The organism is Serpentinimonas sp. SMBJO2 (genome assembly GCF_056341105.1).
Window position 1 is genome coordinate 1,333,337 of the sequence record NZ_CP150628.1, and the last position, 12,411, is coordinate 1,345,747.

Annotated in this window: 7 protein-coding genes; 6 read left to right on the forward strand and 1 reads right to left on the reverse strand. The window is 68.1% G+C overall.

From position 1 onward, the window contains the following. Nucleotides 1-33: 33 nt before the first annotated feature. Nucleotides 34-2,544 carry a PAS domain-containing sensor histidine kinase gene (locus AAAZ40_RS06200; RefSeq protein WP_476659551.1) on the reverse strand — a complete coding sequence of 837 codons (2,511 nt, stop codon included), beginning with the start codon at nt 2,542-2,544 and terminating at the stop codon, nt 34-36. 220 nt (nt 2,545-2,764) lie between these two features. On the opposite strand from AAAZ40_RS06200, the gene aceE reads away from it, so the two are divergent. The 6 genes from aceE (at nt 2,765) to AAAZ40_RS06230 (ending at nt 12,408) form a co-directional block, all read left to right on the forward strand. Next, nucleotides 2,765-5,485, forward strand: coding sequence for a pyruvate dehydrogenase (acetyl-transferring), homodimeric type (gene aceE / locus AAAZ40_RS06205; protein ID WP_476659552.1), 2,721 nt, complete (start codon nt 2,765-2,767; stop codon nt 5,483-5,485). Nucleotides 5,486-5,506: 21 nt separating this feature from the next. Beyond that, nucleotides 5,507-6,850, forward strand: a complete 1,344-nt coding sequence (gene aceF, locus AAAZ40_RS06210; RefSeq protein ID WP_476659553.1) for a dihydrolipoyllysine-residue acetyltransferase — start codon at nt 5,507-5,509, stop codon at nt 6,848-6,850. Nucleotides 6,851-6,856: 6 nt separating this feature from the next. Next, entirely contained in the window at nt 6,857-8,356 is a 1,500-nt protein-coding gene (lpdA, locus tag AAAZ40_RS06215) for a dihydrolipoyl dehydrogenase (RefSeq protein ID WP_476659554.1), read from the forward strand. Between the two features lie 25 nt (nt 8,357-8,381). After that, the gene (locus AAAZ40_RS06220) at nt 8,382-9,890 is read left to right on the forward strand and encodes an amidase (protein ID WP_476659555.1); all 1,509 of its coding nucleotides are present in this window, start codon (nt 8,382-8,384) and stop codon (nt 9,888-9,890) included. Nucleotides 9,891-9,941: 51 nt separating this feature from the next. Further along, complete coding sequence (gene coaBC / locus AAAZ40_RS06225; RefSeq protein WP_476659556.1) at nt 9,942-11,165, forward strand: bifunctional phosphopantothenoylcysteine decarboxylase/phosphopantothenate--cysteine ligase CoaBC; 1,224 nt, start codon at nt 9,942-9,944, stop codon at nt 11,163-11,165. Nucleotides 11,166-11,349: 184 nt separating this feature from the next. After that, nucleotides 11,350-12,408, forward strand: a complete 1,059-nt coding sequence (locus AAAZ40_RS06230; RefSeq protein WP_476659557.1) for an MBL fold metallo-hydrolase — start codon at nt 11,350-11,352, stop codon at nt 12,406-12,408. Nucleotides 12,409-12,411 lie beyond the last annotated feature (3 nt).

Sequence of the window (12,411 nt, forward strand, 5' to 3'; positions counted from 1 at the left end):
AGGCCCGGCGGCGGGCACTGGCCTTGGGGTGCATCAGGATTTGAGCGCAATCAGCGAGGGGAGCCAGAAGCTGAATTCGCAACCCATGATTTCGTGCCCATTGTAGAGGTTGCGCGCCTCGAGCCGGCCGTGGTGCGATTCGACGATCGAGCGGCACAGCTTGAGCCCGATCCCCATGCCCTCGGCCTTGGTGCTGTAAAAGGCCTCGTAGATGCGCTCGAGTCGTTCGGGCGGGATGCCGCGGCCGTTGTCGCGCACGCTGAACTCCACCACCGGCAGGCCCTCGACGTGGCGCGGCGTCACGCACAGCTCGACCTGGCGCTGCCCGACAGGGCGCTGCGCCTGCATGATGGCTTCGCCGGCGTTTTTGAGCAAGTTGATGAGCACCTGTTCGATCAGGATCGGATCGACCAGCAACTGCGGCAAGCGGGCCGCCACGTAGGTGTTGAGGCGCACCAGATGGCGACGCAGATCGATTTCGGCCAGTTCCACGGCGTTGGCCACCATCTGCGCCGCGTCCGACGGGATCGGGGTGGGTTCGCTGCGTTTGACGAAGGCGCGGATGCGCTGGATGATCTGGCCGGCGCGCTGGGCCTGTTTGGCGGTTTTTTGCAGCACCTCGAGCAGTTCGGCTTCGCTGATCTGCTGTTGCTGCAAGCGCGCGATCATGCCGCTGCTGTAGTTGTTGATGGCGGTCAGGGGCTGGTTGAGCTCGTGCGCCACGCTCGAGGCCATCTCGCCCATGGTGATCAGGCGGCTGGCGGCCTCGGCGCGCTCTTGCTGCAGGGCGGCTTGCTGCTCGGCGCGCCGGCGCGCCGTGATGTCGGAGGCGATCACCATCTGCACCAGCCGGCCATCGACCCAGGTCAGGTAGCGCGAGCGCACTTCCAGCCACTTGTTGAGGTCGTCGAGGAACAGCTCGGCGTGCTCGGTGGTGGCCTCGAACAGGGTGTCGGTGGGCAGGCCGGCCAGGCCGTCTGACTGGTGGTCGTCGCCATCGGGGCGCGTGGCGCTGCTGCGCTGGCTGAGCTGGATCAACTGCCGGTGCCCTTCGGCGGTCGAGCCGAACCAGGTCTGGTACATGCGGTTGGCAAACAGCAGTTCGGTGCTGTTCAGGGGCGCCACCGACACCGCTTGGTCGAGCGTGTCGAGCACGGTGGTGAAGCGCCGGTACGAGGCCCCGAGCTCTTCGCGCACGCGCTTGGGTTCGCTGATGTCGGTCACCGAAGTCATCCAGCCGGTCTGCTGGCCTTGCGAGTCGATCAGCGGCGAGACGTACATGCGGGCATAAAAGGTGCTGCCGTCCTTGCGCTGCACGGGCATCTCGAAGCCCCCGGCGTTGGTGCGGCCACTGAGCTCGTCATCGAGCCGGGCGTGCAGGTTTTCCACATGGGCTGCGGGCCAGTAGGGGAAGGGGGCCTGCGCACCCACCAGATCGGTCTCGCTCCAGCCGGTCATGGAGCAAAAGGCCGGGTTCACGTAGGTGATGCGGCCATTGAGGTCGAGCGCGCGCATGCCGGTGAGCATCGAGTTTTCCATGGCGCGACGAAACAGCGTCTCGGACTGCAAGGCGCGCTGCGCCTGCAGCCGACGCCGGGTGTGGCGCAGGTTGGTCAGCAGCATCCAGATGGTGAGCAGGCTGAGCGAGCCGACGACCCAGAAAAACCCTTCACCGGCGGCATCGCGGCTGATGCGGTAGCTGGTGGCGCGCAGCTGCAGATGCGGGCCCACAGGCGTGACCGCCAGCTGGGCGCTGCGCGGGTGCCCAGCCCAAGGCAGCCAGGGCAGGCCCTCGGGGTCGAGTTCGTGCGTGCTGCCGGCCACTACGTTGCCGTTCAGATCGACCAGCGCCAGCGCGTAGCGGGTGCGCACATCGCCGGGCACCCCCAGGCGCAGCAGCATTTCGAGCGAATACTCGATCATCAAGGTGCCCTGGTGGCGCCCCATGTGCGTCAGGGGCAGCAGCAACAGCAGACGCGAGTCGGGCCCTCCTGGGCCGCCCAGTGGGCGGCTGAAATGCGGCTGCAGGGTGGTGCGCGCCACACCTAGCGCGCCCCCGGTGTCGGCATCCAGCACCGGTTGGCCGACGCTGCGGTCGAGCTGCGCCGGCGCCTGCACGGCGGCGTGGGCCGACACCACCTGGTCGCGCGCATCGAGCCAGGTCAGCGCCAGCAGTTCGGGAAAGCGCCCAGCCAGCAGCTCGGCCTCGAGGGCAAACAGCTGGGGGCTGAGTTCGCCGCCGACGATCTCTGCGGCCATGCGCTGCAGGGGCTCGTGCGGCTCCAGCAAGCGCAGCCGCAGGCGCTGCTGCGCGTACTCGACATCGCGCGTCACCTCTTGCTGCTCGCGCTGGGCCTCGAGCCGGGTGAAGTAGGTGAACGCCGAGGCGATGGCGGCCAAAAAAAGCAGCACCGAGATCAGGGGCACGATGCTGACCATCCGGTCTTGCTGCGCCGGGCTCAGGCCCAGCCACCAGCGCTGCCAGCGCCGCCAAGGGCGCCAGTGCGCGCGCAGCCAGCCGAACCATGAACGGGGTGTAGTCATCGGCTCCAAGTCTATGGGAAAAACCCGCCTCGGATCGGGCTTGCTCATGGGCTGGTGTGCGGACGCAATTTCATAATACAAAAAATTAATCTGCATCTTGAAAAAACGCACAAACTCTGCCACACTTGCGCAGAGGTGGCGCGCGCCTGTGTCACCATAAACCCGTCGGTGTCCGCCGCGATCGCGCGCACCGCAGTGGCCCACAAACAGGAGACGCCGCATGTCCGAACCCCTGCCTCCCTCCCAGAGCGTGCTCAGCGCGCCCGACCTCGACGCCCAGGAAACCCGCGAATGGCTCGACGCCCTGACGGCGGTGATCGAGCGCGAAGGCCCGCAGCGCGCCCACTTCTTGCTCGAGCAACTGCTCGAAGAAGCGCGCGAGCACAGCGTGGACCTGCCGTTTTCGGCCACCACCGGCTACGTCAACACCATCGAGCCGGGCGAAGAAGCGCCCAGCCCGGGCAAGCTGGCGCTCGAGGGGCGGCTGCGCGCCTACATGCGCTGGAACGCGATGGCGATGGTGGTCAAGGCCAACCGGCTCGACCCGGCCGACGGCGGCGACCTGGGCGGTCACATCAGCTCGTTCCAGTCGCTGGCGCACATGCTGGCGGCGGGCTTCAACCACTTCTGGCACGCCGACGACACCGACAGCGGCGGCAGCCACGGCGGCGACCTGCTCTACATGCAGGGCCACAGCGCGCCCGGCATCTACGCCCGCGCCTTCATGGAAGGGCGCATCAGCGAGGAGCAGTTGCTCAACTTCCGCCAAGAGGTCGATGGCCGGGGTCTGTCGAGCTACCCGCACCCCAAGCTGATGCCCGACTTCTGGCAGTTCCCGACCGTGAGCATGGGGCTGGGGCCGCTGATGGCGATCTACCAGGCGCGCTTCCTCAAGTATCTGCACGCGCGCGGCATTGCCGACACGGCGCGGCGCAAGGTCTGGGCCTTTTGTGGCGACGGCGAGATGGACGAACCCGAATCGCTCGGCGCCATCGGCCTGGCGGCGCGCGAGGGGCTGGACAACCTGATCTTCGTCGTCAACTGCAACCTGCAGCGCCTCGACGGCCCGGTGCGTGGCAACGGCAAGATCGTGCAGGAGCTGGAGGGTGAGTTTCGCGGCTCGGGCTGGAACGTGATCAAGCTGCTTTGGGGCCGCCAGTGGGACGAGCTGCTGGCGCGCGACAAGGACGGCGCCCTGCGCAAGATCATGATGGACACGCTGGACGGCGACTACCAGGCCTTCAAGGCCAACGACGGCGCCTTCGTGCGCAAGAACTTCTTTGGCCGCTCCCCCAGCACGCTCGAGCTGGTGGCCAAGATGAGCGACGCCGACGTGGCGGCGCTGCGCCGTGGCGGCCACGACGCCTCCAAGGTCTATGCCGCCTTCCACCGCGCCCAGCACCACCAGGGCCAGCCCACGGTGCTGCTGGTCAAGACCGTCAAGGGCTACGGCATGGGCAAGGCGGGCGAGGGCAAGAACACCGCGCACCAGACCAAAAAGCTCAGCGACGAGGACATCCGCGCCTTCCGCGACCGCTTCAACATCCCGATCCCAGACAGCGAACTGCCCAAAATCCCGTTCTACAAGCCGGCCGACGACACGCCCGAGATGCGCTACCTGCACGAGCGCCGCCAGGCGCTGGGCGGCTACCTGCCCAAGCGGCGCGCGCGCAGCAGCGAGCAGTTCACCGTGCCGGCGCTCGAAACCTTCAAGGCGGTGCTCGAACCCACCGCCGAGGGGCGCGAGATTTCCACCACCCAGGCCTACGTGCGCTTCCTCACGCAGCTGCTGCGCGACCAGGCGCTGGGGCCGCGCGTGGTGCCGATTCTGGTCGATGAGGCGCGCACCTTCGGCATGGAGGGGCTGTTTCGCCAGATCGGCATCTACAACCCCAAGGGCCAGCTCTACACCCCGGTGGACAAAGACCAGGTGATGTACTACCGCGAAGACAAGGCCGGGCAGATCCTGCAAGAGGGCATCAACGAAGCCGGCGGCATGGCGAGCTGGATCGCGGCCGCGACCTCGTACAGCACCAACAACCGCATCATGGTGCCGTTCTACATCTATTACTCGATGTTTGGCTTTCAGCGCATCGGCGACCTGGCCTGGGCGGCGGGCGACATGCAGGCGCGCGGCTTCTTGCTCGGTGGCACCAGCGGGCGCACCACGCTCAACGGCGAGGGCCTGCAGCACGAAGACGGGCACAGCCAGATTCTGGCCGGCACCATCCCCAACTGCGTCAGCTACGACCCGAGCTTTGCGCACGAGGTGGCGGTGATCCTGCACCACGGCCTCAGGCGCATGGTCGAGCGCCAGGAGAACGTGTTTTACTACCTCACGCTGCTGAACGAAAACTACCCCATGCCGGGCCTGCAGCCGGGCACTGAGGAGCAGATCCTCAAGGGCATGTACCTGTGCCAGGAAGGCCCCAAGCTCACGCCGCGGGTGCAGCTGCTCGGCAGCGGCTCCATACTGCGCGAGAGCCTGTATGCGCAGCGCCTGCTGGAGCAGGACTGGGGCGTGGCGGCCAATGTCTGGAGCTGCCCGAGCTTCAACGAGCTGGCGCGCGAGGGCCAGGACTGCGAGCGCTGGAACCTGTTGCACCCGACCGAGGCGCCGCGGCAGGCGTTCGTGACGCAGCAGCTGGCTGCGCACACCGGCCCGGTGGTGGCCGCGACCGACTACATCAAAGCCTACGCCGAGCAGATTCGGGCCTTCATCCCCAAAGGGCGCAGCTTCAAGGTGCTAGGCACCGACGGCTTTGGCCGCAGCGATTTTCGCAGCAAGCTGCGCCAGCACTTCGAGGTCAACCGCCACTACATCGTGGTCGCCGCGCTCAAGGGGCTGGCCGAGGAGGGCGCTTTGCCCGCCACCAAAGTGGCCGAAGCGATCGCCAAATACGGCATCGACGCCAACAAGATCAACCCCCTGCACGCCTGAAGCGAGCGAAAGGCACCCATCATGGCAATGATCGAAGTCAAAGTCCCCGACATCGGCGACTTCACAGACGTGGCGGTGATCGAGCTGCTGGTCAAGGCGGGCGACCGCGTAGCCCAAGAGCAGTCGCTGGTCACGGTCGAGAGCGACAAGGCGTCGATGGAAATCCCGTGCTCGCACGCCGGCGTGGTGCGCGCGCTCAAGGTGGCGCTGGGCGACAAGGTGAACATCGGCTCGGTGCTGCTGGAGCTCGAAACCGAGGATGTGGCCGAGCCGGCTGCTGCCCCTGCTGCTGCGCCCGCTGTCGCGGCGCAGGTTGCCGTGCCCGTGGCCGCCGCACCGGCAGCGGCGCCAGCCGCGCAGCCCGGTACGCCCGTGCCGGCCCTGTCCCCGGCCGCTGCACCCGCGCAAGCCGGCGCCGCGCTGCCCCATGCCTCGCCGTCGGTGCGCAAGTTTGCGCGCGAGCTCGGCGTGCCGCTGGCCGAGGTCAGCGGCAGCGGCCTCAAGGGCCGCATCACGCTGGCCGACGTGCAAGCCTTCAGCCGCGCCGTCATGGCCGGGCAGCAGCACACCCAAGCGGCCCGGGCGGCCTTGGCTGCCAGCGGCGCCGGTGGGGGGGGTGCCTCTGGCAGTGAGCTGGGCCTCATCCCTTGGCCCAAGGTGGACTTTGCCAAGTTTGGCCCGATCGAACGCAAAGAGCTGGGGCGGATCAAGAAAATCAGCGCCGCCAACCTGCTGCGCAACGCCGTCATGATCCCGGCCGTGACCAACCACGACGACGCCGACATCACCGAACTCGAGGCCTTTCGCGTCGCCACCAACCGCGAGCACGAAAAATCGGGCGTCAAGGTCACCATGCTGGCCTTCCTCATCAAGGCCTGTGTGGCGGCGCTGAAAAAATTCCCCGACTTCAACAGCAGCCTCGACGGCGACGCGCTGATCGTCAAAAACTACTGGCACATCGGCTTTGCCGCCGACACGCCCAATGGCTTGATGGTGCCGGTGCTCAAGCACGCCGACCAGAAGGGGGTGCTGCAAATCAGCCTGGAGATGGCTGAACTGGCCAAGAAAGCGCGCGACGGCAAGCTCAGCCCGGCCGAAATGAGCGGCGCCACCTTCACCATCTCCAGCCTGGGCGGCATCGGCGGGCGCTACTTCACGCCCATCATCAACGCCCCCGAAGTCGCCATTCTGGGTGTGTGCAAAAGCCAGCTCAGCCCGGTCTGGAACGGCGAGGCTTTTGTGCCGCGTCTGCTGCTGCCGTTGTCGCTCACGTGGGACCACCGCGTCATCGACGGCGCCGCGGCGGCGCGTTTCAACGCCTATCTGGGCCAGATTCTGGCCGACTTCCGCCGCGTGCTGCTCTAACTTGCCATGAACAACCAAACACTTCAAAACCCAACCGAGTTCGACTGCGACCTGCTGGTGCTGGGCTCGGGCCCAGGTGGCTATTCGGCCGCTTTTCGGGCCGCCGATCTGGGCCTCAAGGTCGTGCTGGTCGAGCGCTACGCGCAGTTGGGCGGGGTCTGCCTGAACGTGGGCTGCATCCCCTCCAAGGCCTTGCTGCACGTGGCGGCGGTGCTCGAAGAAGCCAGCCACCTGGGCGCGCTGGGGGTCGAATTTGCCGCCCCCACGGTGAGCGTGGACAAGCTGCGCGCGCACAAGGACAAGGTCATCGGCAAGCTCACCGGCGGCCTCGGTGCCATGGCCAGGATGCGCAAGGTCGAGGTCGTGCGCGGCTACGGCGCCTTTGTCGGCCCGCACCAGGTCGAGGTGGAAGAAACCCAAGGCAGCGGCCAGGAGCAGACCGGCAGCAAGAAAGTGCTGTCGTTCAGGCGCTGCATCATCGCCGTGGGCTCGCAGGCCGTGCGCCTGCCCTTCCTGCCCGACGATGCGCGCGTCGTCGACAGCACCGGCGCGCTGGCGCTGCCCGGCGTGCCCAAGAAGATGCTGATCATCGGCGGCGGCATCATCGGCCTCGAGATGGGCACGGTCTATTCGGCGCTGGGCGCGCGGCTGGACGTGGTTGAAATGCTCGACGGCCTGATGCCGGGCGCCGACCGCGATCTGGTCAAGGTCTGGGAGAAGATGAACCAAGGGCGCTTCGACCGCATCCTGCTCAAAACCAAAACCGTGGGCGCCCAAGCCACGCCCGAAGGCATACGGGTGCAGTTCGAGGGCGCAGACGGCAGCGTGAGCGAAGGCCTGTATGACTTGGTGCTGCAAGCCGTGGGCCGGGCGCCCAACGGCCACAAGATCGCCGCCGAGCGCGCCGGCGTGGCCGTGAACGGGCGCGGCTTCATCGAAGTCGATGCGCAGATGCGCAGCAACGTGGCGCACATCTTCGCCATCGGCGACGTGGTTGGCCAGCCCATGCTGGCGCACAAGGCGGTGCACGAGGCGCACGTGGCGGCCGAGGTGGCGGCGGGCGAATTGCTGGGCAGCGCCGAGCTGGCGCGCGCGGCTTTCGATGCGCGCGTGATCCCCAGCGTGGCCTACACCGACCCCGAACTGGCTTGGGTCGGCCTGACCGAAGAGCAGGCCAGGGCGCAGGGCATCGCGGTGCGCAAGGGCTTGTTCCCGTGGAGCGCTTCCGGGCGCGCCTTGGCCAACGGCTGCGAGCAGGGCTTCACCAAGCTGCTGTTCGACGACCGCCCCGAAGCCGCTGGCCACGGCCGCATCGTGGGCGGCGGCATCGTCGGGCGCCACGCTGGCGATTTGATCGGCGAAGTCGCGCTGGCGATCGAGATGGGCGCCGACGCCGTGGACATCGGCAAAACCATCCACCCGCACCCCACACTGGGCGAAAGCATCGGTCTGGCGGCCGAAGCCGCGCACGGCAGTTGCACCGATTTGCCGCCGCAGCGCCGCTAGCACCAGATCCAAGGGAGCATCGACCATGCCCAGCTTCACCGACTACGACCAGCACGACGCCCTCGGCTTGGCCGACTTGGTGCGCCAGGGCGCGGTGAGCGCACGCGATCTGCTCGACGAAGCCATCCGCCGCCGCGACGCGCTCAACCCGCAGCTCAACGCGGTGGTGCACGACATGGACGAACTGGCCTACCGCGCCATCGAGGCCGGGCTGCCGCAGGGGCCGTTCACCGGCGTGCCGTTCTTGCTCAAAGACCTGCTCGCAGCCTACGCCGGCGTGCCGCTGACGCACGGCAGCCGCGCCTTGCGGCACTACGTGCCGGATCGCGACAGCGAAATGGTGCGGCGCTTCAAGGCCGCCGGGCTGGTGATTTTTGGCAAAACCAGTTGCCCCGAAAACGGCTACCTGGGCAGCACCGAATCCAGGCTGCACGGCATCACGCGCAACCCTTGGGATTTGCAGCGCTCGGCGGGCGGCTCCAGCGGGGGCTCCGGGGCGGCGGTGGCGGCGCGCATCGTCCCCATGGCCAGCGGCGGCGACGGCGGCGGCTCGCTGCGCATTCCGGCTGCGGCCTGTGGCGTGGTCGGGCTCAAGCCCTCGCGCGGGCGCAACCCCTACGGGCCGCTGGTGGGCGAGCCTTGGTTTGGGCAGGTGCAAGAGGGCGTCATCAGCCTGAGCGTGCGCGACACCGCCGCTGCGCTCGACGCCACCAGCGGCCCTGACTTGGGCTGCCCCTACACCGCGCCGGCGCCGGCGCGGCCCTTTGTGCACGAGGTGACGCAGCCGCCGGGCAGGCTGCGCATTGCCTGGTGCGAGCAACCCCTGATGCGCTCGGGTGAGCTCAGCGCCGACTGCCGCCACGCCCTGCAGCAGACGGTGGCGCAGTTGCAGGCGCTCGGGCACGAGTTGGTGCAGGCGCAGCCGCCGATCGACCGCCACGTGGTCGGCCCAGCCTACCTGATGCGCGTGATGTGCGCCGCCGCCACCGACCTGCGCGAAGCGCGCCGCCTGCTCGGCCGGCGCTTGCGGCCAGACGATTTCGAGCCCGCCACCTGGTTGCTGGCGCGCTTTGGCGAGTCCCTGTCCAGCGCCCGAATCGAGCTGGTGGCGCGCGATCTGCATCGGCAGCGCTACCTGTTCGAGCACTTCATGCAGGGCTGCGACCTGTTCCTCACGCCCACGCTGGCCAAGCCCCCGGTGCCGCACGGCGAATTCCAGCTGCGCGGACTCGACCAGATCGCCGCCACCCTGGCCACCTACACCGGCCTGGGGCCGCTGACGCGGCTGCTCGACACCCTGCTGCCCACCTTGGTGCAAAAAAACTTCGACTGGGTCGCCGCCCCGCCGCTGGCCAACCTCACCGGCAACCCCAGCCTCTCGCTGCCCTTGCAGCACAGCAGCACCGGGCTGCCCATCGGCCTGATGTTCACCGCCCGCTACCTCGACGAAGCCTGCCTGCTGCGGTTGGCCGGCCAGCTGGAGCGCGAACTGCCGTGGCGCCAGCGGCGACCGCCGTTGCTGGCGGCGCTCTGAATCTCGGTTGAACCCATCGCTGCCGCAGCGCGCTGGTGTACAGTCGCGCCCATGAACGACCTTGCCGGCAAACACATCGTCCTGGGGCTCTCGGGCGGCATCGCTTGCTACAAGGCGGCCGAGCTGTGCCGGTTGCTGGTCAAGGACGGCGCCACGGTGCAGGTGGTGATGACCGACGCCGCCTGCCAGTTCATCACCCCGACCACGCTGCAGGCGCTCAGCAACCGCCCCGTTTACAGCAGCCAGTGGGATGCGCGCGAGCCCAACCAGATGGCCCACATCAACCTCGGGCGCGCGGCCGACGCCATCTTGATCGCCCCTGCCAGCGCCGATTTGCTGGCCAAGCTGGCACAGGGCCGCGCCGACGATCTGCTGACGCTGCTGTGCCTGGCGCGGCCGGCCGAGCGCGTGCCCTTGCTGCTGGCCCCGGCCATGAACCGCGAGATGTGGGCGCACCCGGCCACGCAGCGCAACGTGGCGCAACTGCGCGCCGACGGGGCCCACGTGTGGCCGGTGGGGCAGGGCGAGCAAGCCTGCGGCGAAAGCGGCGACGGCCGCATGCTCGAGCCCGAGCAACTGCTGGCGCTGCTGCAGGCGCAGTTTCAACCCCAGTGCCTGGCCGGGCAGCGGGTGCTGGTCACCGCCGGCCCGACCTTCGAGGCCATCGACCCGGTGCGCGGCATCACCAACCATTCGTCGGGCAAGATGGGTTTTGCCATTGCCCGCGCCGCCCGCGAAGCCGGGGCCGAGGTGCGGCTGGTGGCCGGGCCGGTGCACTTGCCCACGCCGCTGGGCGTACACCGCTGCGACGTGCAGTCGGCGCTGCAAATGCAGGCTGCGGTGCAGGCCGATCTGGATTGGGCCAGCGTGTTCGTGGCCGCCGCCGCCGTGGCCGATTGGCGGCCCGCGCACAGCGCCGAACAAAAAATCAAGAAAGACGGCAGCGGCCAGCCGCCCAGCCTGGCGTTTGTGGAAAACCCCGACATCCTGGCCGAAGCAGCAGCCAGCCCGCGTGCCCGCGCCGGGCAACTGTACTGCGTCGGCTTTGCCGCCGAAAGCCACGACCTGCACGCCCACGCCGAGGCCAAGCGGCGGCGCAAGGGCGTGCCGCTGCTGGTGGGCAACATCGGTCCCGCCACCTTTGGCCGCGACGACAACGCCCTGCTGCTGCTCGACGAACAAGGCAGCCAGGCCTTGCCCGCTGGCCCGAAGCTGCAGTTGGCGCGCACCCTGGTGGCCGAAATCGCACGGCGGCTGGGTCGGGCTGGGTGTTGAGGCGGGCACGAGGCGGACACGATCCGGCCTTGATACCCCTGCTCGGGGCAGGCGATGCCAGCCTGGTCCGGCCCCAGGCACCGGCCGTATATTGCATAATGATCATGCAACGATAAATAGACGCGCACCGCGCAGCCCTTGCACCGCGCACGGTGACGATGCAGTGCCCACAGGAGACAACGCCATGACACAGCCCTCAGAGGCCCCAAACCGCCCCAGCCGAGCGCACGACCGCACCCGGCGCCGCCTGCTCTTGGGGGCCGCCGGCGCCGGAGCCGGATTCACGGCGCTCGCGCTCACCGCCCCGGTGCGCACGCTGGCGCAGCAGGTGCAGGAGTTCATCCAGGGCCCGCCGGTGCCTGATGTGGCGCCAGAGCAGTTGTCGCCGCACGTCTGGATGATCCGAGCCCGCGATGGTTTCCCAACCCCCGAAAACCTCGGTTTTTTTGCCAACGTGCCGTTCGTCGTCACCAATGCCGGGGTGGTGGTGCTCGATCCGGGCGGTTCGCTGCAGATCGGCGAGATGGCGATCCGCATGATCCGCACCGTCACGCCCCGGCCGGTGGTGGCGGTGTTCAACAGCCACTACCATGGCGACCATTGGCTCGGCAACCACGCTTTCGTCAACGCCTTTGGACGCGAGCTGCCGATCTATGCCTTGCAGGGCGCCAAGGATGGCATCAAGGGCGCAACAGGCAATCTGTGGCGCAACCTGATGGAGCGCTGGACCAATCAGGCCACTGCCGGCACGCAAGTGGTGTCCCCCAACCGCACCGTGCGGCACGGACAGACGCTGCGCTTTGGCCAGGTCGAGCTGCGCATGCACCACTACGGCATTGCCCACACCCCCTACGACCTGTCGATCGAGGTGCGGCCGGACCGGGTCACTTACGTGGGCGATGTGGCGATGGATAACCGCATCGCCAACATGGACGACGGCTCCTTTCCCGGCACGCTCGAGTACTTCGACAAGCTCAGCGCAGCGGCTGGCGAGCAGCTCTGGGTGCCTGCCCACGGCCGCGCCAGCCGCACCCTGCTGCGCGACTATGGCGAGTTTTTCCGTGGCATCTGGGAGCACAGCCTGCAGGCCGTCAAAGACGGCCACGGTGTCGAGGTGGCGCGCGCCAATGTGCTCAGAGACCCCCGGGTGGCGCGCCACGCCACCACCATGCTCGGCTTCGAGTCCAACATCGGACGCTACATCAGCCTGGCTTTCTTGGAGGCCGAGCAGTTGGCTTTTTGAGCC